The sequence below is a fragment of the Sphingomonas sp. genome (assembly GCF_036387595.1).
GTDB lineage: Bacteria > Pseudomonadota > Alphaproteobacteria > Sphingomonadales > Sphingomonadaceae > Sphingomonas.
Map to the genome: position 1 here is coordinate 124609 of NZ_DASVTL010000117.1, position 24762 is coordinate 149370.

Genomic DNA, 24762 nt, shown 5'->3' on the forward strand with positions numbered 1-24762 from the left:
ATGACCGATGGACCCGACGCAGCCCTGCTCGCCAAGGCGGAGACGCTGACCGAGGCGTTGCCGTATCTGCAACGCTATGCCGGCAAGACCTTCGTCGTGAAATACGGCGGCCACGCGATGGGCAGCCCCGAATTGCAGCGCGACTTCGCCGAGGACGTGGTGCTGCTGAAGGCGGTGGGGATCAATCCGGTCGTCGTCCACGGTGGCGGCCCGCAGATCGGCGCCATGCTGAAACGGCTCGGGGTGGAATCGCGCTTCGTGGATGGTCTGCGGGTTACCGACGCCGAAACCGCACACATCGCCGAAATGGTGCTGGCGGGATCGATCAACAAGGAAATCGTCGCCTGGATTGGGCAGGCGGGGGGACGTGCGGTAGGATTGTCTGGCAAGGACGCCGGGCTGGTCACCGCGGCCAAGGTGCAGCGGTCGGAACCCGACAAGCTGCAAGGCATCGAACGGCACGTCGATCTGGGTTTTGTCGGTGAGCCCGTGGCCGTCGATCCGCGTATTCTCGAAACGCTGTCGGCCGACGGCGTGATCCCGGTCATCGCGCCGATCGCAATGGGGGCGGACGGCCACACCTATAACATCAACGCCGACACGATGGCAGGTGCGATTGCCGGGCGACTGGGGGCGGCGCGCTTTTTTCTGCTGACCGACGTGCGGGGCGTGCTCGACAAATCGGGCGAACTGCTGACCGATCTGGATCCGGCGCGGATCGCCGAACTGCGCGCAGACGGAACTATCAGCGGCGGGATGATTCCGAAGCTGGAGACGTGCGTCGCCGCGGTCCAGGCCGGGGTGGATGCCGCGGTTATCCTGGACGGCCGCGTTCCCCATGGGCTGCTACTGGAAATCTTCACGCAGCGCGGGGCGGGGACGCTGGTTCGCCGATAACCTATCCCCCTTCCTTAGAGGAGGGGACATCATTCCGCTGCGACCAGCACCTCCGCGTCGTCGAGCGGATGCGCCAGCCGGTTCAACATTTCCTTGGGTACCACCTGCCACATGTCGCCGACGATGCGGTCCCAATCGTCCAGCAGCCCCTTTGACCAGCGGCTGTCGGTCGCGCGGGCGTGTTCGCTGACCAGCAGGTAGAGCTGGTTCTCCCAATGCCGCGCCGTCAGGCGTTGCCAGACGATCGTCTCGGGATTCGCGCGCGCGTCGAACGTTCGGGTCGGATCATAGACGAACGCCATGCCGCCGGTCATCCCCGCACCGAAGTTCGCGCCGACCGCGCCCAGCACCACGGCGGTGCCGCCAGTCATATATTCGCAGCCGTTGGCGCCGCAGCCTTCGACAACGACGGTCGCGCCGGAGTTGCGCACCGCGAACCGCTCGCCCGCCTGGCCGGCCGCGAACAATTTGCCGGAGGTCGCGCCGTAGAGGACGGTGTTGCCGACGATGGTGTTGTCCTGAGACGCTAGTGGGGAGGAGACCGCCGGGCGTACGACGATGACACCGCCGGATAATCCCTTGCCGACGTAATCGTTGGAATCGCCGAACACTTCCAGACGGATGCCCTTGCACAGGAAAGCGCCCAGCGACTGCCCCGCGGAGCCGCGCAGCCGGATGGTGACATGGCCATCGTTGAGCTTCGACATGCCGAAGGTGCGCGTGATCTCGCTGGACAGGCGGGTGCCGACGGCGCGGTGGGTGTTGCGCACCGAATAGGTCAGCTGCATCTTCTCGCCGCGCGAGAAGACGGCGGCGGCATCCTTGAGGATCTGCGCGTCCAGGCTGTCGGGCACATCGTTGCGGAAGGTGCTCAGCGAAAAGCGGCGTTCGGCGTCGGTCGCATCGACCTTGGCGAGGATCGGGTTGAGATCGAGATCGTCGAGATGTTCGGCACCACGGCTGACCTGGCGCAGGAATTCGGTGCGGCCGATCACCTCGTCGAGGCTCTTGACCCCAAGCCGCGCCAGGATGTCGCGGACTTCCTCGGCGATGAAGGTCATCAGGTTGATGACCTTTTCGGGCGTGCCGGTGAATTTGGCGCGCAGCCGCTCGTCCTGGACGCAGACGCCGACGGGGCAGGTGTTGCTATGGCATTGGCGGACCATGATGCAGCCCATCGCGACGAGGCTGAGCGTGCCGATGCCGAATTCCTCGGCGCCCAGGATCGCGGCGATGACGATATCGCGCCCCGTCTTCAGCCCGCCGTCGGCGCGCAGCCGGATGCGGCCGCGCAGGCCGTTCAGGGTCAGCGTCTGGTTGACCTCGCTCAGCCCCATTTCCCACGGCGTTCCGGCGTATTTGATGCTGGTCTGTGGCGACGCCGCGGTGCCGCCGACGTGGCCCGACACCAGGATGACGTCGGCATGCGCCTTCGCCACGCCCGCCGCGACAGTGCCGATCCCGGCCGAACTGACCAGTTTGACGCACACCCGCGCGCGCGGATTGATCTGTTTCAGGTCGTAGATCAGCTGCGCCAGATCCTCGATCGAATAGATGTCGTGATGCGGCGGCGGCGAGATGAGGGTTACGCCGGGCGTCGCGTGGCGCAGCTTGGCGATATATTCGGTGACCTTGAAGCCGGGCAGCTGCCCGCCCTCGCCGGGCTTGGCGCCCTGCGCCACCTTGATCTCGATCTCCTCGCAGGCGTTCAGATATTCCGCGGTCACGCCGAAGCGCCCCGACGCGATCTGCTTGATCGAGGAATTGGCGTTGTCGCCGTTGGCGTAGGGCGTGAAGCGTTTCGTGTCCTCGCCGCCTTCGCCCGACACCGCCTTCGCGCCGATCCGGTTCATCGCGATCGCCAGCGTCTCGTGCGCTTCGGGGCTTAGCGCGCCGAGCGACATGCCCGGCGTCACGAAGCGCTTGCGGATTTCGGTGATCGCCTCGACCTGCTCGACCGCGACACCTTCGGCGGGAAAGTTGAACTGGAGAAGGTCGCGCAGATACACCGGCGGCATGTCGCTGACGCCGCGGCTGAATTGCAGGTAGCTGGAGTAGCTATCGGTCGCCACCGCCGTCTGCAGCAGGTGCATCAGTTGCGCCGAATAAGCGTGCGTCTCGCCGGTATGGCGCTGGCGATAGAAGCCGCCGATCGGCAGCGTCGCGACCGCCCCGTCATACGCCTGTTCGTGGCGTAGCGCCGCGTTGAGATGAAGCGAGGCATAGCCTTCGCCGGAAATCTTGGCGGGCATGCCGGGGAACAGGTCGTTGACCAGCGCCCGGCTCAAGCCCACCGCCTCGAAATTATAGCCGCCGCGATAGCTGGAGATCACCGCGATCCCCATCTTCGACATGATCTTGAGCAGCCCCTCGTCGATCGCCACGCGGTGGCGCCGGAGGCATTCGTCGAGGGTCAGCGTACCGAACAGCCCGCGTGCGTGGCGGTCGACGATCGAGGCTTCGGCGAGATAGGCGTTAACGGTCGTCGCGCCGACGCCGATCAGCACCGCGTAATAATGGGTGTCCAGGCATTCGGCGGTACGCACGTTGATGCTGGCGAACGAACGCAACCCTTTCCGCACCAGATGAGTGTGGACCGCCGCCACCGCGAGCACGCCGGCGATCGCGACGCGATCCTCCGACGTGGCTTCGTCGGTCAGGAACAGCTCGCTCTTGCCCTCGCGCACTGCCTGTTCTGCCTGGTTGCGGATGCGCTGGATCGCGGCGCGCAGCCGCTCCGGGCCGCCGCCCGCTTCGAACGTGCAGTCGATCTCGGCCGCCGCGCTGCCGAAATGCGCTTTCAGCCGGGTCCAGTGCGCCCCGGTCAGCACCGGCGATTCCAGCACGAGCACGCGGGTGCGCCGGTCCTCGGTGTCGAGGATGTTGGCGAGATTGCCGAACCGGGTTTTGAGCGACATCACGTAGCGTTCGCGCAAGGAGTCGATCGGCGGGTTCGTAACCTGCGAAAAGTTCTGGCGGAAGAACTGGCTGATGAGCCGCGGCTTGTCGGAAATGACCGCGAGCGGCGTATCGTCGCCCATCGATCCGATCGCTTCCTTGCCCCCTTCGACCATCGGCGACAGGATCAGCTCCATGTCCTCGATCGTCTGCCCGGCCGCGACCTGCCGGCGCGCGAGTTCGGCGCGGGGATAGCGGATCGTCGCATCCTCGCTGGCGGGGGGCAGATCGTCGAGCGTCAGGAATTCGCCGATCATCGCGGCATAGTCGTATTCGCCCGCGATTCGGTCCTTGGCGGCGCGATCGTCGAGCAGCACGCCGTCCTGGAGATCGACCGCGATCATCTGCCCCGGTCCCAGCCGTCCCTTGGCGACGATTGTCGATTCGGGCACGATCACCATGCCGCTTTCGGAACCGACGATCAGCAATTTGTCGGAGGTCAGCGTGTAGCGCAGCGGGCGCAGCGCGTTGCGGTCCATTCCCGCCACCGCCCAGCGGCCATCGGTCATCGCCAGCGCGGCGGGGCCGTCCCACGGTTCCATGACGCTGGCGAGATATTGGTACATCGCCGAATGGCTGGCGGGCATGTCGGGGCTAGCGGCCTCGGGCACCAGCATCAGCTTGGCGGTCGGCGCGTCTCTCCCTGATCGGCAGATCGCCTCGAACACCGCATCCAGCGCCGCGGTGTCCGATGCGCCCGCCGGGATCACCGGCTTGATATCCTCGCAATCGTCGCCGAACGCATGCGCGGCCATGCGGATCTCGTGGCTGAGCATCCAGTTCTTGTTGCCGCGGATCGTGTTGATCTCGCCGTTGTGGGCGAGGCAGCGGAACGGCTGCGCCAGCCACCATTGCGGGAAGGTGTTGGTGGAATATCGCTGGTGGAAGATCGCGACGCGCGATTCGAAGCGCTGGTCGACGAGATCGGGATAGAAGACCGACAGCGATTCGGCGAGGAACAGCCCCTTGTAGATGATCGACCGGCAGCTGAGCGAGCAGATGTAGAAGCCCTGGATCTGCGCGGCGATCACGCGCTTTTCGATCCGGCGGCGGACGAGATAGAGGTTCTTCTCGAACTCCGCGGCGTCGGCTTCTTCGGGCAGGGGGCCGGCGATCATGATCTGCTCGATCTCGGGGCGCGTCGCCTGCGCCTTCAGGCCGATGACCGACACGTCGACCGGCACCTGCCGCCAGCCGTAGATGGTATAGCCCGCCTCGATGATCGCGGATTCGACGATCGTCCGGCACGATTCCTGCGCGCCCAGATCGGTGCGCGGCAGGAAGATCATGCCCACCGCCAGCCGGTTCGGCCGCACCTTGTGCCCCGACGCCTGAACGCAATCGTCGAAGAAGCGCACCGGCAGGTCGATGTGCAGCCCGGCGCCGTCGCCGGTCTTGCCATCGGCATCGACCGCGCCGCGGTGCCAGACCGCCTTCAGCGCGTCGACCGCGGATTGCACGACCCGGCGCGAGGGCTTGCCGTCGGTCGCGGCGACGAGGCCGACGCCGCAGGCGTCGCCCTCGAATTCCGGGCGGTACATGCCGTGCTCGGCGAGATGGGCGCGTTGGTCGGTCATGTCAGAGGTCGCCATGCAGCAGCCTTTCGCGTTCTACGAAGTTCCGAATGGCGTTCGCGGTCTGGAAGAGCGTGGTGCATTTTTCCCACGCCTTGTTGACCTGTTCGGACTGTTTATCGGGACGAAGCGGATATTCGTGGGCAAGTTCGTTGCGGACGCGCACGGCATCGGCCCAGTCTTTGCCGTCTTCCAGGATGCCTAGCGACACGGCCCGGTACGCGACGTCGCGCGGCATCAGGCGCTCTGTTTTTCCAAACTGCATGAGCATGGCGATTGTCTTGAGCGTGCGGCCCAGCGTGTCTTCCAATTGTTCGAAGGTTTTCAAAAACGCGAGCACATCGACGTGCTCGTCGTCTGAGAGCGATCGCATGCGGTCGCTGCCGATCGGAATCAGCGGCTCGACCCGGCTTCGTACCCGGACGAGACCGGATTCAAGCCGATCGCACGCCGCGATATGTTCGCGCAGCACGGCGATCTCGCCTTCTCTCGTCACAAGGCGATACCATCGCGGTGCGCGATCAAATCGATGCCGCTTGCCGACGTGCCGCGCTTGCGCACGACCACGTCCACGCGCTGAGGCTCGATGCGGGCGAATAGATTGTCCTCGAACCGGCATTTTGCCTGCCAGGTATCGACATCTGGATCGACTTCCACGTGCAGATCGATATCGCCGCCCTTGCGGCAATCATCCGCCCTGCTTCCGAACAGCCGGATAGTCGCGTCCGGGCCGAAAGCATATGCTGCGGCCGCCTTGATGGCCTTTAGCTCCTCCGGTTCCAGCCTCACGCCGCCACCCTCGCGTTCGTCGCCTTCGCCTTCAGCCACTTGTGCATCGCTGCCGACACGTCGCGGCCGTCGCGGACCGCCCAGACGACTAGCGATGCGCCGCGCACGATGTCGCCTGCCGCGAATACGCCATCGAGGCTGGTCATCAGCGTCTTGCCGTCGACCAGCACCGTGCCCCAGCGGCTGACGCCGAGTTCGGGCGCGCCGAACAGGGTGGGGAGGTCTTCGGCGTCGAAGCCGAGCGCCTTGATGACCATGTCGGCGCGAAGTTCGAAGTCGCCGCCCGGATCGACCTCGGGCGCTCGCCGGCCGCTCGCGTCCGGGATGCCCAAGCGCATGCGACGCGCCTGGACGCTTGCGACATCGCCTTCGCCGCCAAAGGCCTGGGGCGCGGAGAGCCAGACGAACTCGACACCTTCCTCCTCGGCGTGCGCGACCTCGCGCTGCGAGCCGGGCATGTTGGCGCGGTCGCGGCGGTAGAGGCATTTGACCGATGCGGCGCCTTGCCGGACGGCGGTGCGCACACAATCCATCGCCGTATCGCCGCCCCCGACCACGACAACGTGCTTGCCAGCGGCATCGAGCGCGCCGCTGTCGAATTCGGCCACTGCATCACCGAAGCTCTTGCGGTTCGAAGCGGTCAGATAATCGAGCGCGGCAATCACCCCGCGCGCAGCGGCACCGTTCACTTCAACATCGCGCGCCTTGTACACGCCGGTCGCGATCAGCAGCGCGTCGTGGCGCTGGCGCAGGTCGTCGAGCGTCGCATCCTCGCCGACCGCAAAACCTTCGTGGAAGACGATGCCGCCAGCCTTCAGCCGATCGACTCGGCGCATGACGACGGGCTTCTCCAGCTTGAAGCCGGGGATGCCATAGGTCAGCAATCCGCCCGCACGATCGTGGCGGTCATAGACATGCACCTCATAGCCGTAGGTGCGCAGATAGTCGGCGGCGCTGAGGCCCGCCGGCCCCGCCCCGATGATGCCGACGGATTGGCCGCGCGCGGGGCCGACATGAATCGGCTCGACCCAGCCTTCTTCCCAGGCGGTGTCGGTGATGAACTTCTCAACCGACCCGATCGTGACCGCGCCGTGGCCCGAAAACTCGATGACGCAATTGCCTTCGCACAACCGATCCTGCGGGCAGATGCGGCCGCAGATTTCGGGCATGGTCGACGTCGCGTTGCTCAGTTCATACGCCTCGCGCAGCCGCCCCTCGGCCGTCAGCCGCAGCCAATCGGGGATGTGATTGTGGAGCGGGCAGTGGACCGAGCAATAGGGCACCCCGCATTGCGAGCAGCGTCCGGCCTGATCTTCGGCGGTGGGCACTGCATAACGGTCGGCGATCTCGCGAAAGTCTTCGGCACGATCGTGAGCGTCGCGCTTGGCCGGATAAGCCTGAGGCAACCCCACGAACTTCAGCATAGAATCGTTCGCCATCGCCGTCCTCCACGGACGGAATATGACCTGTGACAGCCGATGTCACGTCAAATCGGCTGGATAAGACCGACTCGGCCGTTAAAAACCCACATCAGTATCCGTCGAGCAAACTGGCGGCTAACCGACAACGCCAAAAAGATACGAAATGGACCTACCTGGCTTGGAGCGCGATCAGCGCGATCGTCCCAACGACAATGCGATACCAGGCGAAGGGCGCAAACCCATGGCGGCTGACGATGCCGACGAACCAGCGGATCACGACCAACGCGACGACGAACGATACCGCAAAACCGATCGCGATTGCGCTCCAGCCGCCTTCGCCGATCGCGCCACCGGATTTGTAGAGGTCGTACCCCGAGGCGGCCAGCATCGTTGGAATGGCCAGGAAGAAGCTGAATTCCGCGGCCGCACGCCGGTCCACACCCAGCGTCAATGCGCCCATGATCGTCGCGCCAGAGCGGCTGACTCCGGGAATCATCGACAGGCATTGGATCGCGCCGATGCCGAGCGCCGTCGCCCATGGCATCGCCTCGACCGTGGGAATGCGAGCGGCCTTCACCAGTCGTTCGATGATAAGGATTGCAATGCCGCCCAGGATCAACGCGACCGCCACAGTTGTCGGACTTTCGAGCAGCGCCTTGACCGCCTTGTACACGATCAGCCCGACGGCTGCGGCGGGCAGGAAGCCGAGCGCGATATTGCGCGCGAACGCCCAGGCGCTCGACTGACGCTTCACCAGCCCCGCCGCGACATCGACGAACCGCCGCCAATAGAGGACGACCACGGCCAGGATCGCGCCCAGCTGGATGACGATCTCGAACGTGCCTGCCGCCTGTCCCTCGAACCCCAGCAGCGCACCCGCCAGGATGAGATGGCCGGTGGATGAGACGGGCAGGAACTCGGTAACCCCCTCGACGATGCCGAGCAGGATGATGGTGAGCAGGTCTTGCACGGGTTCGGCCTAACGATTCGAGGGATCAGGCGACAGGCTCGGCGCGGGTTCCGAAGCGCCCCTTACGGCGGAAGCGCACCAGCCAGGCGGGCGCGACCGCGGCGAGCGGCGTGGCATCGACGCCTAGCGCCGCGAGACCATCGGCATCTCGCGCGACGACATTGTCGCGCTGGAGCATCAGCCACTGGTCGCGCGTGATCGGCGCGCCCGGCAGGAAACCGGCGCGTGCGATCAGGTCACCCGCGAAATCGGGCAGTTCGACGATGGTCGGATCGCGCCCGATCGCCTGGGCGATCCAGCGGATCAATTCGCCCATCGTGATGACGTCGGGTCCGCCGAATTCATACGTGCGGCCCGCATGCGCGGGGCCATCGGCAGCGATCCGCGCGATACCGTCTCCCACGTCGCTCGCGAACACCGGCTGAAATCTGGCGCCCGCGCGCAGAACCGGGACCACGGGCGCCTTGGCGATCATCGCCGCGAAGCGATTGACGAACTGATCCTCGCGCCCGAACACGATCGACGGACGCACGATCGTGGCATCGGGAAACGCCGCGCGCACCGCTGCCTCGCCGTCGCCCTTGGAGCGGCCATAGGCGGACGGGCTGTGCGGATCGGCACCGATCGCCGACATATGGACCAGCGCGCTGGCGCCCGCGGCCCGCGCCGCCTCCGCGACGATCCGGGCACCCTCGACATGATAGCGCGCGAAGTCGCCGGTCAGCACGCCGACCAGATTGATGACCACGTCCGCCCCGGCCACCGCCTGCGCGACGGTGTCCGGCCGCGTGATGTCGGCGGCGACGACATGGGTACCCCCGAGCTGGCCCAGCGGTTTGAGGAACCACGCCTGACGCGGATCGCGCTGCGCCACGCGGATGCGTGCGCCGCCGGCGAGCAGAGCCTGGGCGACATACCGCCCGACAAAGCCACCGCCACCGAACAGAGTGACCAATTTGTCCTTCATCAAGCGCCCGTCCCTCGACCTGGGTATCGTGATCTCCGCCTTGCCGAGTCACCGCGCGGTTGACAAGGCTAAGCCCCGTCCCCTAGACGCGCCGACCTACCCCGTGCCCAGATGGCGGAATTGGTAGACGCACCAGCTTCAGGTGCTGGCGATCGCAAGGTCGTGGAGGTTCGAGTCCTCTTCTGGGCACCACTTCCGGTCAAAGATGGGCACCGTCCCTTCGAGACGCGGGACGCCGTTGGCGACCCCGTTCTCTAACGCCGCCCTCGGGCCGTAGATGAGAATCTCGTCCGTCGCGACGGTGACGACCGATACCAGCATGCGCAGGTACGCCGTCCGCAGGGTCGGATCGTCATCTCGGAGCTTGGCCGACAGCAAAGCGCCAAAACGATCAACCGTTTCGGCGGTGATCTTGCGTGATCCACGCGATAGCTGCGTTTCCAGCGTGTCTATGCGGGTTGAGGCGGCCGCGAGAGCCGCGCGGTTCTCGCTCATCCGGCTAGCAAAGATCGGATCGCGCGGACCCATCTGACCAGTTTCCACCAGCACAAGCAGGCGATCGATAGCAGTGCGTAGCCGGGTCTGTTCAGCACGAGCATGAGCAAGCTCCTGCTCGTGCTGAACGCGCTTCTGGTCCGAGAGGTTTACGACGTCCGCAAGCAACGCCTGCAGGCGTGACGGCGCGAGCAGTTGGCGCTCTACGGCGTCGAGGACAACACCATCCAGCTGTTCGCGCCGAATGCTCGGCCCGTCGCAGGTGCGGCCTTGATTCACCCGGCCGTTGCAGACGTAATAATGATACCTCCCGCCTTTTCCTGATCTTACGGTCATGCCGCATGTGCAGCCGGGCATGCCGCACTTGGCGATCCCCATGAGCATTGTGGTGCCGGCGGAGATGTGCGGCGCGGTCTTGCGCGGGTTGCGGCTAGCGCGGAGCGCTGCAACCCGCTCCAACTGATCTCGATTGATGATCACGGGGCACGGCACCGCAATCCAGTCCTCGGGCTCCGGGACATTGCCGTCGTCGTCGGCGGTTCTATCATAGTAAATTCCAGCATACATGCCGCGTGCGAGGATGCCGGCCAGATTACTATTGGAGAACTTCGCCCCGCGGAGCGTCGTGCCGCGTTCGTTGAGCGTTTTCACGATGTAGCGACCGCCCCGGCCCATGTCCGCCCAATCGAAGATTTCCTGAAGCACCGAGGCCTCGGAGGGGACGGTCCGCAGTTTCATGCGCTCTTTCTGACCATCCTGCTGCGCGACGTAGGTTTCGTAACCGAACGCGACTGGACCACCGTTGTAGAAGCCCTGACGCGCGTTCTCCCGGCGGCTCTTGCGGGTGTAGATGGACGAATCGATCGCCTGCTGCTCAGCGATCATGGCGCTGATCGTCTGGCCGATCCGCTTCGAGCGTCCCTCGCCAAAATTTTCGGTCATCGATACGACTTCGACGCCCGCGTCTCCGAGGTCATCGAGCGCGTTGAAGAAAATACGCATATTCCGCGCCATGCGAGCTAGACGGTACATAACGACCATCTGAACCGGCTTCGAGCCGTCGGTCGCCTGCGCGATCATTCGGTTAAATTCGGGTCGCTTGGCCGACTGGCCGCTCAAGCCGGAATCGACGAACTCCTCGACGATTTCGATATTCTCGCGCAATGCGTATGCGCGTAGGGCGTTACGCTGAGCCTCAATGCTCTGGGCATTCCCGTCCTCCTTGTCGACCGAGAGCCGCAGGTAAGCATAGGCGCGAACGTTCCCATCGACCTTCGTTCCGCGTCCGCGCGCCATCAACCTTACTCCTCGAAAAGCGCGGCCAGATCGGGGCCAAGCGCTGCCAGAACCTTATGAATCTCCTCGGCCGTGATCGGCAAGTCGGAAGGGAAAACGCTGTATGCCGGAAGGGGACGCATTACGCCGCGTGCTTTGCTATGGCGCTTGGCTGCAGATGCGATCGTCAGATCGGGGGCGGCGTCGGATAACACGGATACCGATCGTGTCGCCTCGGCCACCCCGAGCGCCGGTGCGGGTTCGTCAGTGTCGACAGTGGTGGGCGGTGGCCTCTCCATGGGCCGAACCTGCCGATCACGACCGCAGAGAGGTTCCCGTCAAAACACGGCCCAATTCCTACGTTTTCAGCTGTTGAACAGTGTGCGGAACTGAGGGTCAGACGCGAAGGCGGAGTAGCCTTGGTTCATCCGTGCCATGATTCGGGCGGTCAGTTTGCTGGGCCGACTTTTCAGATAGAGTGGCTGATAGGCGTCGAACGCTTTCTTCGCTTCGATCATGACGATCCGCCAACGAGATGGTGGCGACTCTACTGGTGTTGCGCGTCGCCCTTGCCGCCCGGGTAACGACTCGCGCTCCGCAGATGTCGGTGCAGGGATAAAGGCTGATCCGAACCCCGCGTACAGCTTCGCGTTCTTCTGAAGGCGGTCCCAGAACGAGGCGTCGCGGTCGCGGTCGAACCAGAGCGCGTAGTCGAACCCAACGCCGGAAGGGCGATCATAGTCACGGTCGTCGAAGCGCCGGGCAAGCTCGGTGGCTCTGTTGCTCAGACCCTTGCATGTAGCGGCCTCCGTCTTGAGGCAGGAGGTCGTCTCGAGCTTCGCGGCGATCGAGGGCGCGGTGTGCGATAGGATGCGATGGACGGTGCGACCAAAAGCAACGCGCCAGTCGTCGCTGCCAGCGCTGGGCTGCATCAGACGCGAAAGGATCTGGCGCAGGGCTAGAATGACGGTTTCCTCGATGTCCAAACCATAGAACAGCACGAGGCGTTCGCGGCGTCGCCCCCGCTGAGTCGGCTTATCGAGCTCGGAGCGCCGGATGAAATCATGAGTCGAGACATCGAGGGCCGCAGAAGCCAGATCACAGAACCGAGAGCCAGTTGCGTAAGCGTGATGCGTATAGCTCGGCACTGTCGCGCTCAGCCAATGCGCTTTGCGCCGGATGAAGTTCGTTGTGACGGCGCGGTGGTAGGCACCAAGGTCAAGGTAACGGCCCGGCGGTGCCTGACGAACAAGCTCGTCATGGGTTGCCCTCGCGGTGCGTAGGAAGGGCTTCATCGTGATGGGGTCAAGGACGGTGCCATCGTCAAGGTTCTGGCGGGCGGCCATGGCGCTGACGATCAAGCCTAGCCGCTCTAGCTCGGCGAACAGGGCATGCCCGCCGATGTAGGCATAGTTCAGGCGGAAGATCGGATGTGGTGCGGCGAGCCAGGGATGACGGGCCAGCGCGACATCCAGACGGCGCGCCATCAGCAGCAAATAGACCTGGAAACCATCAACCGCTTCCAAGTCGTCCAGCATGGTCTGAACTACGGTCTCCAATGCGGCACGCGTGACTTTCAGCCGCTCGCGAAGGCGTCCGGAATCACGATCATGATCAAGCGGAATGTCGTGCACGGTGCCGCGGGTAAGATAGAGGTGGACGGCATCGCCTGCCGTAGCCGCCAGACGCACTGCTCGCTTCAGATCCCCCAATGCCCGGGTCCGGCGGAACGCCTCCGCCCGAGCAGTCAGATGCATGGCGACCCGGCGGATGCGTGGCGGTGCGTCGCCATCCGCAAACAGGATTTCGGTAGCGACTCGCGCAGTGCCGATCAGTGCCGCTTCGACGGATAACGCCGTGATCTCGACGCTCTCGATGTTGCGGCCGGTTGCCTCCGTGCGACTCCGGGCCCGCTCGTACTTCGCGCAGGCAGCCGACAATATAGAAGCCGCGATGAAGAGCCGTGACGCCGGACCGTTAGCGCGTAACGCGTCAGAATTTCGGGCGTGGTCGTTGATGCCGAACCCTAACAGCCGTTCTATCTGCGGGTCCCTCATCCCTTCGCCGCCGCCGCCATCAAGATGAGTCTGCTGCAGTGTGAAGCGGCAGATGGCCTCCTCGCTTTCCGGAAGACGATGGGGTTCTGGACCATGATGGCTCCAGCGACCATCGATCCATCCCGCACGGATCAGCGGGTTGAAGGCGCCCCGTCCGAGGCGGCGACCGGGTGGGTCGTCGAGTGCGGCACACGAAGGCTCGCCGGCGAAATCTACACCCGGCAACATGGCGCGTAGCTGTCGGTCGATCTGCTTGGGCGATGCATCCGTCAACGTCATGTCCGACGCATCGTCGGGGACGATCGCATCGCGCACCATTATTGCGTGGATGTTGCGCTGAACGGGGTCGGCGAGGTCAATCATCGACCCCCTCCATCGTCCTGGGGTCTTCGAAATACTTCACCAGCGCGACGATATTGGCGTCGGCGTAACGCATGCGTTCCTGATTGAACCGCTCGAAGATCATTGCGATTTCGGATAGCCGCCGAGCAGTGCCGACGAGCGTTCCGTGATGCGGGCGCAAGGAGGCGGGCTTGCCGTCATACCCGCTCAGCAGTTCGCGCGCCTTCCTGAGCAATTGCTTCCGCTCGTCGATCCAGCGCTGAACGTCGGCAACTTCCACCGTCTGCCCTTTGTCAGCTATCGTAATTTTCATGGGCTGCAGTGCCCACGATTGGATCATGGTTTCAGACATCAGAGCTTCTCCACGCCTGTGAGTGCGAATCGAGGATTGCCCCCGGCACGAGTGATCCCGTCGGACGTGTCGCCACGACGACCGGTCGCAGCCATCGGCAGGCAGCGTGCTGCTTCGATGCGCTGCATGAGATGGCGTTGGCGCTTGGTTGGCGCCCAGCCGCGCCACGAACCGCGCTGACGATATGCTTCGGGCACTTCGGCCCAGGAGGCTTGCCGTTCTGCATCGCGCCGTGCGGCGCGGCGGCAAAGTTCCTCTTTGCCGACCTCCGCCAACAATGGGCGGCATGCCGTGACCGTCGCGGCAAGCGCGTCCCCCAGCATCGTGTCCTCGGCAATCATGCCGGTCGACACGATCAGCGCGGGCAGATCGGAGCGGAACGCGAAGATGCCGACCCAAGGGTCGCGGTCGCGGCGGTGGAACCCGAACAGTCGCCAGATCAGCCCGAGCGCAACGATCGGCTTGCGCTCGAACAGCTCGGACAGATCCTGTTCGAGTCGATCGCTGCGGGCATCAAGCAGATCGGCACCATCGTCGATCAGCGTGTCGCCAACGTCGGCGATAGCGGCGGGGAAAGCCTTAAGCAGATAATCGAAATTTTGCTGCTTCTGGGCCATCACGATGACGTCGAGCGCTGCGCGCCACGGCTGTGAGAGCAATCCGGCCAGCGGCAGGAAATGGTCGGCGCCTATGCCCGCATAGGTACAATCCTCGCCCGCAGTATGCCCGTGCGCATGCGGGTGCGGCTCGATCGCTTCAATAACGGCACTTGCGGCATCGACCGCGATTTCGGCCGCGGCGAGGTCTGCTCTCGCGTCCGCGATCAAGCTGTCGAGGCGGGAACTGGGATCTGGGATAGGCCCCGCATAAGGCGGGATTACGGAATGGGGCATGCTGGTCTCCTTGTGAAAGGAGGCCAGCATGAGCCCAGCCGATGCGCCGAACTTCCCGCTGAAAGCCCGCAGATTTCCGGGACTTTCGGCGGCGACGGCATATGTTCGACTAGCCCGCATCGTCGGTCGATCCGCCAGACGCGTCGTTTGCGACCGAATCAATCCCTGTGACCGGCACGGCACCAGGGTTCGGGATCGCTACATCCGGGGCATAGCTCGGCACCCTGTGCTCGGCGTCGCGAGTTTCCTGCCTCAGCGCGGTGACCCAATCCGCATTACGCTGCTCGAGCCGGCCGGCCAGGAAGGTCTCACGGCTGCTTGCCGCTACCAACTTCTTCTCAAGCTCTTCAATCTTCGCGGAAGCGTCGGAAAGATCCGCCTCCGTCTTCTGCCACAGCTCCAACACGTTGTCGGTTTCGGCCTCGGCCGCGTCGCGTCGGCGCTCGGCATCGACGATCTGAAGCGTTTTCGAGCGTTCGAAGTCGCTGCCGGCCTGCTGGATCGAGCGAATGACGAGCGCCTTCACCTCTCCGGTCATGCGACCGAGGGCGTCGTCCAGTGCAGCCTCCGTCTCCGGCGGCACGACGATTGTCGAGAGCACCGCCTGATCTTGCCGACGACGGCGCCAGTCTCGCACCTTCGTGTACAGCTCGCCATTGGGTTCACAACCGAGCGCTTTGGCCACCTGATAGCCTTTGACGTCGATTACGCCGCACTTACCGGTAGCGACGATCGCGTCGGCCGCTTCGTCCACCTTCGGCTGGCGGGTCCAATTCTCACTTTCCTTCACAGTCGTTCTCGCAATTGGCGAGACGATGATCCTGCGACACCTGCGATATCGCAGGTGTCGCAGCTATCGCACCTTCATCGTCAGCGCATGGACATTGACGCGCGACCGCCGTCAGCGGTCACGCGCGTTCAGATCCACGATGCGACGTTAGGGAGCGGCCCAGGCCTGTGGCGGGTGGCGGAGGTTACGACGTACCCATACGACACTGCTCACTGTAGCCGCGGCGACGCGCTCTCTACAGCGAATGACTGCCCGGATGATTAGCATCGACACGAACACGAACAGCGACACGATCTGCCGAATCGTATCGAGATTGCCTCGCCGTAACGCGGCCCTGTCTGGTAAGAGCTTCTTGAAGGCCGAAAGGAAATCACGCATCGCTAGGAACGCGGCATCGGACATTGAGAATGTCGCCGTGTCCCTATGATCGCTGATGCCAGCCTCGCGTTCCATATCGTGGTTATAGGCGAGGGCTGCGACTTCACAAAGTCGAAGGCCGAAAATTTGTTCGGCAGATAACGAGGCGGTTCACTTGGACGACGGCGACAGCACCACTTCATGTCATTTCAGCCCAACACCAGGAACGCGGCAGCCGTTCCGCGGGCTTACCCAATCTATATTGGTCAATCGCAGTATGGCGGGTCCAGGTGCGAGCGGCTTGGCTTGGCCGCTACAATTCCCGTCGGATCGGGTAGGTTAGGTAGTACCGACTGCGATCAGGAAGACGTTCCATCAGCCAGTTCAGGCGCGCATCCGGTTCGACCGCGAACGACGGTTCGGCCGCCAGCTTCGCATCGAACACCACCCTGATCGCGCTGTCCTGCGCCAGCAACGCTTCGGCGAGCGGTGCGCGCACGAAATCTTCGGCACCCGGCGCGGGAGAGAGTATTTCCGGGAAGAAGCCCCACGCCACGAACGAGTCCGGTGCCTCTGGCTCAAGCAGCGCGGCGGCCAGCAGGCCAAGTGGTTGATCGGACGGCACGCGGATCGTGCCGGCGGGCAACGTCTCGACAACGAGGGCGTGATCGAACAACGCCTTGAGCGGCAGGCGCCCGTCCCGGGCCCGCTGCACCATCGCGTCGCGCAGGCGCACCCGGTCGAGCGTCAGCGTGCGCGGCGCGGCGATCGGCTCGAACTGGATGCCGTGGAGGCGTAGGCGGTCGAGCACCTCGGTCTGCTCCTGCGGCACCCACCAAGCGGTCGGCAGCGTCACCGTCTCAACCGGGTCCTGACCGATGATCGGCATGCGGAAGGTGATCGGTCTGCCCGTCCAACGCTGTTCCATACGGCCGGTCGCGGGCGAACTATAGGTCTCGAACGCGATGCCCTTGAAGCTATCGATCCAGCCGATCGGAGTCGCCGCTGGCTTCCAGCGCGCCAGCATCGTGGCGGGCCGGCTGGCACGATCGGTTGTCTTCGCCGCAATGATCTGGTCGCGGTCTTCTGCCGCCAGCTTCATCGCGGCCTCTAGCAGAACGTATGTGCCCATCACGCGCTGGCGATAGGGCTTGAGCATGTGGTTCTCGACCAGCACGGTCGGCACGCCGATGAAGTCGCCATAGCCGGTGGAGTACCGGGGGCCTTCGGGAGCTTGGCGGATGCCCCTGGTCGGTTCGCGCGTGTCGATCGGGCTGGGATAGATCGTGGGCAAGTGTCCGGCGCGCTCCAGCGCCGTCTTCGCTGCCGGCCCGAACCGGTCCATCAGCCAGTCGGCAGTGGCGCGATGATAGGCGTAGCGTCCCCAGCCGGCATAAGTGAAGGTTATGTCATACTGCATGTCGAAGCCGTCGCTGACGTGGCAGTCGATGTAGAGGATCGGATCGAGCCGTTGCAGCAGCGCGATCATCGCGCGCGTTTCTGGAGCATCGGCCTTCGCGTAGTCGCGGTTCAGGTTGATGTTGCGCGCATTCGCCACATACCCCTTCTCGAGCGGTCCGCGGAGCGCCGGGAAGTTCCAGCGACTCATCGCCTCATGCCCGTCGATATTGTAGATGGGCACGAACACCAGATCGACCTGGTCGAGCAGCGCGTCCTTGCCCCGCAACGCGATGTCACGCAGCAGCATGAGCCCCGCGTCCTTGCCGTCGATCTCACCGGCATGGATCCCTGCCTGAACAAGTACGATCGGTTTTCCCGTCACGCCCTTGCTGGCGCGGACCATCAGCATGTCGCGCCCTTGGCTGGTGCGCCCGAACGTCTCGATCGAAATCAACGGCGACGCGGCATCGAGCCGTTCGAGCCATGCGCGCGTCTCGTCATAACGCGGCGTCGCCGCGAACTCGGCGCGTTCGGCGGGGGTGATCCACGGGTCGGTATGCGCCACGATCAGTCGCTCGCTTGCGCCCGACCAGGGTCGTGCAGGTGGCAAGACAGACGTGGGCAGCCCCTGCGCCATGGCAGGGGCCGACGCGAGTATGGCGACCATTGTCAGCAGGTAAGGGGAACGCATGATGATCCTGGCTCAGAAACTGGCGCGCAGCCCGACCGTGGCGGTTCGCGGCGCGCCGGGCTGCACCCAGACGGGCGAATAGCTGTTCGCGTACCAATGCTCGTCGAACAGATTGGTGATCGAGCCGAACAATTGAACGCCGTCGATGACATCTGCTTGGCCGAAGACGCGGAACAGCGTGTGCGACGGCAGCGTAAAATTGGTGCCCGTCTCGCCCTTGCGTTCACCAACATACTGGACGCCCGCTCCAAGCAGGGCGTTGCGCGTTCCGAAGGTGAAGCGCTGGGCAGCTTGCATGTTCAGATTGTGCCTCGGAATGTTGATCAGCGCGTCGCCTGGCTCAATCTGGAAAGAGAAGTTGGGGTCCAACACACGTGACCGAGCCTCCGCATCGGTGTAGGCGTAGCTGAACAGCACGTCGATGCCGCCGGGAAGGCGGCCGTTCAGGTCCGCCTCGATGCCGCGGCTGCGGGCCTTGCCGATGGCAACGGAAAAGCCCGGATTCAGTGTGTCGGTGGCCAGGACGTTGGTTTTCTCGAGCTGATACGCTGCCAGCGTACCGGTCAGCCGGCCGCCGAGCGCGGTCAACTTCACGCCGGCCTCGATCGACTTGCTCGTCTCCGGCTCGAAGACATTGCCCCCGGCGTCTGCACCGATATTGGCGCGATAGCCCTCCCCATACGCCGCATAGAGCGACAGCGGCTTGCTCAGCTCATAGACGATGCCGACCTGCGGGCTGAAACGGCTGCGCTTGCGCCGGCCAAGTACGGCGGTGAGGCGGTTATCGACGCGCAACAAGAAGTCGTCATAGCGCCCGCCGACGCGAAGCTGCAGTCGGTCTGTGAGGCTGATCTGATCCTGCACGTACGCGCCCATCGTACGCTGGACATCGAGTCGGTTGGTGATTGGGGCGGTGACGGCCGGCGGAAACCGGCCAAAGGCCGGGTTCTGCAGGTCGAGCACATAACCCGCTTGATCCGAGGTGGCGGGCGTAACCACCGGACCACGGTAGCGGGTGAAGAGCTGATCCGTATCGAAATAGTCGAAATCGCCGCCAATCAGGACGCGGTGGCGGAACGTACCTGTATCGAACTCGCCGGCGACTTCGGCGCGCAGTACGCTATGTTCGGAGGTGTAGAGACGCGTACGGCGCTGTCGCGACAGCGATCGGCCATCGACATAGAGCTTCTGGCGAGACCGCAGCGTCTCCGCATCGGACGAAGCCCCAGTCAGCCGCGTGTCGCGGTGGCTGGCACCGACCGATAAACTCCATCGCGAGTTGAAGTCGTGTTGAAGGCGGAGCTGATGCCCCGTCGCCCGGGCGACCGTGTCGCCATCGCTCGGCTCGCCCAGGAAGCGGGTGCGCGGCACCAAGGCGAAATTGCCGTTCAGCACCACAATTCCGCGATCGAACGGCACCTCGACGCGCGTCCATTCGAAATCATAGGTCAGCCGCGTCGCATCACCCAGCTTTAGACCGATCGACGGCAAGAAGCCCCAGCGTTTCTGCTCCACCCTGTCGCGGAACGTGTCGCCGCGCTCGGCATATGCGATCAGCCGCGCCGACAGCCCGTCGGTCAGCGACAGATTGGCATCGCCCTCCGCGCGAACCGTGTCGAAGCTGCGATACTGCAGCGATGCCGTGCCGAAGGTGCGGCCAAGCTCTGCCTGTTTGGTGACAAGGTTGATCGAGCCGCCGGGCTCGCCGCGGCCGAGCACCGCCGCCGCCGGCCCTTTCAAAACCTCGACCCGCTCGATCCCGGCGACATCGCGCTGGCCGCTGAACCCACGCCCGGCGTTGAAACCGTTGACCAGATAGCCGCTTGGCAAGTTCTCATCGCCTGCGAACCCACGCACCGCGAAGCTGTCCCACAGCCCACCCAATGTGTTCTGCCGCACCACGGATGCGTTGAGATCGAGAGCGTCGGTCAGGCGCAGGATGGTGTTCTGCTCGATGACCGCGTCATCGATCGTCGCGATCGCCTGCGGGATTTCGCGCAACGCGAAATTTCCACGGTACGACTGGCGGACGCCGGTCACAGTGATGGTGTCGCGCTCATCTTCAGCGCGAGGCACTTCATTCGACTGCGCGAGGGCAGGCGAGCACGAGAGCGCGACGATGAGTGGCAAGGTGCCTGCCATCGAGGCAGACCGCATGAGACGATGCAAGAGAAACCCCCTTAGTGATATCGGCGGACGCACCGCGCACACCCGAATTCGCGCCTATGAGGGTAATGGTATAACATCGTCAATGATATCTTGTTACATCTGCTGCGATGCGGCATGGATATCGGATCGTCAATACCGAGGTGCCTATGCCGACCAAGACCGACTCGATCCTGATCGATGATCTGATCCTCGCATATGGTACGCATCGCGTGCTGGACGGCCTGTCCCTACGGGTCCCAGCGGGCAGCATTACCGCGCTGTTGGGCGGCAATGGTGCGGGCAAATCGACCACCTTGTCGGCGTTGCTCGGCTTCACCCGGGCGCAATCGGGCACGATCGGGGTCTGCGGCATCGATCCGGCTGCCGATCCCGACGTGGTCCGGCGGCGCATCGCTTACTTGCCGGAGAACGTCGCGCTCTACGAGCATCTCTCTGCCGTAGAAAATACGGACTATCTGCTCGCGCTGTCCGGCGAGCGACACGATCGTGGCGCGATCACCGACGCGCTCGCCGCGTCTGGCTTGCAGGAACGGGCGTGGAACCAAAGGCTTGGCGGCTTCTCCAAGGGCATGCGTCAGAAGGTCGCGATCGCGGTCGCGCTGCTGCGGCAGGTGCCGGTGCTGCTGCTCGACGAGCCGACGTCGGGGCTCGATCCGCGCGCGACCGCTGACTTCAACGCGCTGCTGGTACAGGTGCGCGAGCGTGGCACCGCAGTGCTGATGGTTACGCACGACCTGCTGTCCGCTGCCGACATCGCCGACCGGATCGCATTTCTCGAGGCGGGCCGCGTCGCGCATGAGGTGCGTACGAGCGGCCCCGAGCGGTTCGACGTCCGCGCGCTACACGCCCGCTTCCAGGTCGGCGGCGAGCGGCTGGCGGCATGAGCGGCGGCAACATGAAGGTCGCCGGCTTAATCGCGCGCGACGAGCTGCGGCTGATGGGGCGCAACCGCGTTGCGGTGATCGCCTTCGTGCTGGTCGTGCTGCTGACCCTGGTGGCGGTGGCGAGTTCGTGGGCGCACCAGCGCGGCATCGCCGATCTACGCGCGCGTCACGCCGAAGCCGCCGAGGCGGCGTTCAAGGCGCAGCCGGACCGCCACCCGCACCGCGTCGTCCATTACGGCACCTTCATTTTCCGCCCGCTCGGGCCGCTCGCCGCGTTCGATCCCGGCGTCGATGCGTTCACCGGCAACAGCATGTTCCTGGAGGGGCATCGTCAGAACACCGCCAATTTCGGCGATGTGCGGCAGAGCTCGCTGCTGGTTCGCTTCGGCCAGCTGACGCCGGCGTTCGTGCTTCAGGTGGTGGCACCTCTGCTGCTGATCTTCCTCGGCTATGGCGCGCTCGCCCGGGAGACCGAGCGGGGCACGCTGCGCCTGCTGATGTTGCAGGGGGCGGGCCGCGGGCAGGTGGTTGGCGGCAAGTTGCTCGCGCTCGGGGTCGCGGCGCTGCTTGCAGGGCTGCCGGCGATGCTCGGCCTAGTTGCGATCTCGACTCAACCCGGCGCGCAGGCGTTGCCGATGCTGACGCTCGCACTCGGCAATGCCGGCTATCTCGCGCTTTGGGCGGTGCTGATCCTGCTCGTCTCCGCGCTGGTCCGCCGCAGCCGTGACGCGCTGCTGGCGCTGGTGGCGTTATGGGCGGTCGCGGTGGTGTTGGTGCCTCGCGTCGCGCCTGACGTGGCGAGCGCCGCTATCCCGCTGACCAACCGGTTCCAGACCGAAGTCGCGGTCGCGCGTGACCTGCGGACGATGGGCGACAGTCATAATCCGGACGACCCGCATTTTGCCCGCTTCAAGCAACTGGTGCTCGATCGATACGCTGTCACGAAGGTCGAGGACCTACCGATCAACTACAAGGGGGCGCTCGCGATCGAAGGCGAGCGTATGACCTCTTCGCTGTTCGATCGCTATTCGAACGCGAGCTACGCCGCTCAGTCGCGGCAGAACGAGCTGGTCGAGACGGCGGGGCTGCTCAGCCCAGCGATCGCGCTCCGCTCGCTGTCGATGGCGGCCGCGGGTACAGACCTTGCCGGCCACCAGCGCTTTCTCGCGCAGGCGGAGGCGCATCGCTACGCGCTCGTCCAGCGGCTGAACCGTCTGCAGATGGAGGACGTCAGCTACACCAACGATATCGCTGCCGACGCCGGTGCTGACCGTCGCAAGCGCATCGGCGCGCAGAACTGGCAAGCGATGCCCGACTTCCGCTTCGTCGCGCCCGACGGCCGAACCCTCGCCGCCGACGCATTGCCGGATCTGGCGATCGTGCTCGGCTGGCTGCTGGGTGCGGTCGCGCTGCTGGCGCTAGCCACCCGCCGTTTGGGAGCACGCCAATGAGCCTGTTTCGACACGAACTTCGCCTGCTGCTGCGCCAGCGGCTGACGGTCGTCGCGCTGGCCTTGCTGGCGGTACTGACAGTTGCCGCACTGGCGACCGGCATGGCCGAAGTTGCCCGCCAACGCGCCGCGATCGCCGCCATTCCGGCGGCGCAGGCCGAGGATATCGGCGCCGTCCGCGACTATGTCGACCGGACCAAGGACGCCGGCAGCGCCGCTTACTACAGCTTCCATCCGACCTGGGACGCCCCCGCCCCGCTCGCGTTCGCCGCGCTCGGCATGCGAGACGTGTCGCCCTACATCCTGCGTGTCCGCGCGTTGGGGCTGGAGGCGCAGATCTATGACGGTGACACCTTCAATTCCGAGCTCGCGCTGCCCGGCCGGTTCGACTTCGCATTCGTGCTGGTGTTTCTAACGCCCCTGTTCGTGATCGCGCTGTTCCACGATCTCGTCTCGGGCGAGCGCGAAGCCGGGCGGCAGCGGATGCTCGACGCGCTGCCGAACGGCGGGCGGGGGTTGTGGCGGCGCAGGAGCATGCTTCGCCTGCTGCTGCTGTGGGTGGTGCTCAGTGCACCGTTCGCGGTGGCCGCGGCAATCGCGGGCGTCGCGTTCGCGACGATCGTGATCGTGCTTGCGCTGATCGCGGCCTACCTGCTGTTCTGGGTTGCGCTCGCGGCGCTGGTCGGGCGGCTGCGCTGGAGCTCGGTCGCCAATGCGGCGACGCTGGCGGCGGCGTGGCTCGTGCTCGTGCTGATCGTCCCCACGCTCGCCAACGTCGCGATCAATGCCGCCACTCCGGTCAACCAGGGCGCGGAGATCACGATGGCGCAGCGCGAGGCGGTGAACGGAGCGTGGGACGTGCCCCGCGAAGCCACGATGCGGCGCTTCTACGCCAACCACCCCGAATGGGCGGATTCGGCCCCGCTCGGCCCCGAGTTCCACTACAAATGGTATCTCGCGTTCCACCAGAATGGTGACGAGAGCGTCGCCGGGGCGGTCCGCGCCTATCGCGGCGGGCTGGAACGGCGCGATGCGACGGCACGCGCGCTCGGCTGGGTACTCCCGTCGGTCGGCGTGCAGGCGCTGCTGACGAGACTGGCGCACACCGATCTCACCGCGCAACTCGCCTATCAGGACCGCATCCGCGCATTCCACCAGCGTCTGCGGACTTTCTACTACGGCTATCTTTTTCGCGACCGGCCGTTCGCGAAGGCCGATTTCGACCGTGCGCCCCAATTCCAGGATACACCCCATGGCTGACAGCAACCGACTGTTCCTCGAGATGTTTTCGGATCGCGATCGCATCGCCAATTATTCCGAGGGTCCGAAGCGCTTCACCCCCGGCCTCGACGCGGTGCATCGCATGACGTCGATTCTGCTTGCCGAGCATGCACCAGACGACGCGCATGTGCTGGTGCTCGGTGCCGGCGGTGGGCTCGAACTCAAGGCCTTGGCAGACACCCATCTTGGGTGGCGTTTCACGGGCGTCGATCCTGCCGGGCCTATGCTCGACCTGGCCCGGGAGACCATGGGTAAAGAGGCAGGTCGCGCCGAGCTTGTGGAAGGCTATGTCGACGCTGCGCCAGTCGGGCCGTTCGATGCCGCGACCTGTCTTCTCACGCTCCACTTTCTCGATCGGGAAGAACGCGTGCAGACGTTGAGCGCGATGCACCGGCGCTTGAAACCGGGCGCGCCGCTCGTTGTTGTGCACTCGAGCTTTCCGCAGGACGAACCCGCTCGCACACGATGGCTAGCTCGCTACGCCGCCTTCGCCGTCGCGTCCGGTGCAGACCCGGCGCAAACGGAACAGGCGCGCATTGCCGTTTCGGCCAGCTTGGCCCTGCTGACCCCCGACGAAGACGAAGTATGCCTTCGCGACGCCGGCTTTGGCGAGGTCGAGTTGTTCTACGCGGCATTCACCTGGCGCGGATGGCTCGCGCGCGCGTGATGTTACAGTGGCTGGAATCTCAATCCTATGCGCGGTCCCCAACAGGAACTTTCGAGGTCGCGGGGGCATAAGCACAGCCCAT

The 24762-nt window shown here is 64.8% G+C and carries 17 protein-coding genes, 1 tRNA gene and 1 pseudogene; 6 read left to right on the forward strand and 13 right to left on the reverse strand.

Annotated elements, in window-relative coordinates:
• A complete protein-coding gene (gene argB / locus VF643_RS14230) occupies positions 1-897 on the forward strand; it encodes an acetylglutamate kinase (RefSeq protein WP_331044044.1) in 897 nt (298 codons plus the stop codon).
• A gap of 29 nt (positions 898-926) precedes the next feature.
• Here argB and gltB read toward each other — a convergent pair whose 3' ends face one another.
• The 6 genes from gltB to VF643_RS14260 form a co-directional block, all read right to left on the reverse strand.
• Positions 927-5432, reverse strand: a complete 4506-nt coding sequence (gltB, locus tag VF643_RS14235) for a glutamate synthase large subunit (protein ID WP_331044045.1) — start codon at positions 5430-5432, stop codon at positions 927-929.
• Between the two features lies 1 nt (position 5433).
• Positions 5434-5925: a hypothetical protein gene (locus tag VF643_RS14240; protein WP_331044046.1), complete on the reverse strand. Its 492-nt coding sequence runs from the start codon at positions 5923-5925 to the stop codon at positions 5434-5436.
• Entirely contained in the window at positions 5922-6257 is a 336-nt protein-coding gene (locus VF643_RS14245; RefSeq protein WP_331044047.1) for a nucleotidyltransferase domain-containing protein, read from the reverse strand. Before VF643_RS14245 ends, VF643_RS14240 begins: the two co-directional genes overlap by 4 nt.
• Positions 6215-7657: an NAD(P)-dependent oxidoreductase gene (locus VF643_RS14250; RefSeq protein ID WP_331044048.1), complete on the reverse strand. Its 1443-nt coding sequence runs from the start codon at positions 7655-7657 to the stop codon at positions 6215-6217. The genes VF643_RS14245 and VF643_RS14250 overlap by 43 nt, the downstream gene beginning before the upstream one ends.
• Positions 7658-7808: 151 nt before the next feature.
• A complete protein-coding gene (locus VF643_RS14255) occupies positions 7809-8609 on the reverse strand; it encodes an undecaprenyl-diphosphate phosphatase (protein ID WP_331044049.1) in 801 nt (266 codons plus the stop codon).
• Between the two features lie 25 nt (positions 8610-8634).
• Positions 8635-9576 carry a complex I NDUFA9 subunit family protein gene (locus VF643_RS14260; protein WP_331044050.1) on the reverse strand — a complete coding sequence of 314 codons (942 nt, stop codon included), beginning with the start codon at positions 9574-9576 and terminating at the stop codon, positions 8635-8637.
• A gap of 105 nt (positions 9577-9681) precedes the next feature.
• Between VF643_RS14260 and VF643_RS14265 the strand changes: the two genes are divergently transcribed.
• Positions 9682-9768, forward strand: a tRNA-Leu gene (locus tag VF643_RS14265).
• Positions 9769-10287: 519 nt separating this feature from the next.
• Here VF643_RS14265 and VF643_RS16160 read toward each other — a convergent pair.
• From VF643_RS16160 to VF643_RS14300, 7 genes and pseudogenes are all read right to left on the reverse strand, one after another.
• Positions 10288-11367 (reverse strand): annotated as a pseudogene (locus VF643_RS16160) (recombinase family protein); the annotation flags it as partial.
• 344 nt (positions 11368-11711) lie between these two features.
• Positions 11712-13766, reverse strand: coding sequence for a hypothetical protein (locus tag VF643_RS14275; RefSeq protein WP_331044052.1), 2055 nt, complete (start codon positions 13764-13766; stop codon positions 11712-11714).
• Entirely contained in the window at positions 13759-14025 is a 267-nt protein-coding gene (locus VF643_RS14280; protein WP_331044053.1) for a hypothetical protein, read from the reverse strand. Before VF643_RS14280 ends, VF643_RS14275 begins: the two co-directional genes overlap by 8 nt.
• Positions 14026-14096: 71 nt before the next feature.
• Positions 14097-14990 carry a hypothetical protein gene (locus tag VF643_RS14285; protein WP_331044054.1) on the reverse strand — a complete coding sequence of 298 codons (894 nt, stop codon included), beginning with the start codon at positions 14988-14990 and terminating at the stop codon, positions 14097-14099.
• A 109-nt stretch (positions 14991-15099) separates the two neighbouring features.
• Positions 15100-15780, reverse strand: a complete 681-nt coding sequence (locus VF643_RS14290) for a hypothetical protein (RefSeq protein ID WP_331044055.1) — start codon at positions 15778-15780, stop codon at positions 15100-15102.
• 670 nt (positions 15781-16450) lie between these two features.
• Positions 16451-18229: a M14 family metallopeptidase gene (locus tag VF643_RS14295; RefSeq protein ID WP_414713870.1), complete on the reverse strand. Its 1779-nt coding sequence runs from the start codon at positions 18227-18229 to the stop codon at positions 16451-16453.
• A gap of 12 nt (positions 18230-18241) precedes the next feature.
• Entirely contained in the window at positions 18242-20386 is a 2145-nt protein-coding gene (locus tag VF643_RS14300; RefSeq protein WP_331044160.1) for a TonB-dependent siderophore receptor, read from the reverse strand.
• Between the two features lie 158 nt (positions 20387-20544).
• Here VF643_RS14300 and VF643_RS14305 point away from each other — a divergent pair, with 158 nt between their 5' ends.
• From VF643_RS14305 to VF643_RS14320, 4 genes are read left to right on the forward strand one after another with little or no spacing between them, the layout of a single operon-like run.
• Entirely contained in the window at positions 20545-21282 is a 738-nt protein-coding gene (locus tag VF643_RS14305; RefSeq protein WP_331044056.1) for an ABC transporter ATP-binding protein, read from the forward strand.
• Between the two features lie 11 nt (positions 21283-21293).
• Complete coding sequence (locus tag VF643_RS14310; protein WP_414713876.1) at positions 21294-22733, forward strand: ABC transporter permease; 1440 nt, start codon at positions 21294-21296, stop codon at positions 22731-22733.
• Positions 22730-23992, forward strand: a complete 1263-nt coding sequence (locus VF643_RS14315) for a DUF3526 domain-containing protein (protein ID WP_331044058.1) — start codon at positions 22730-22732, stop codon at positions 23990-23992. The genes VF643_RS14310 and VF643_RS14315 overlap by 4 nt, the downstream gene beginning before the upstream one ends.
• A complete protein-coding gene (locus VF643_RS14320) occupies positions 23985-24680 on the forward strand; it encodes a class I SAM-dependent methyltransferase (protein ID WP_331044059.1) in 696 nt (231 codons plus the stop codon). The genes VF643_RS14315 and VF643_RS14320 overlap by 8 nt, the downstream gene beginning before the upstream one ends.
• Positions 24681-24762 lie beyond the last annotated feature (82 nt).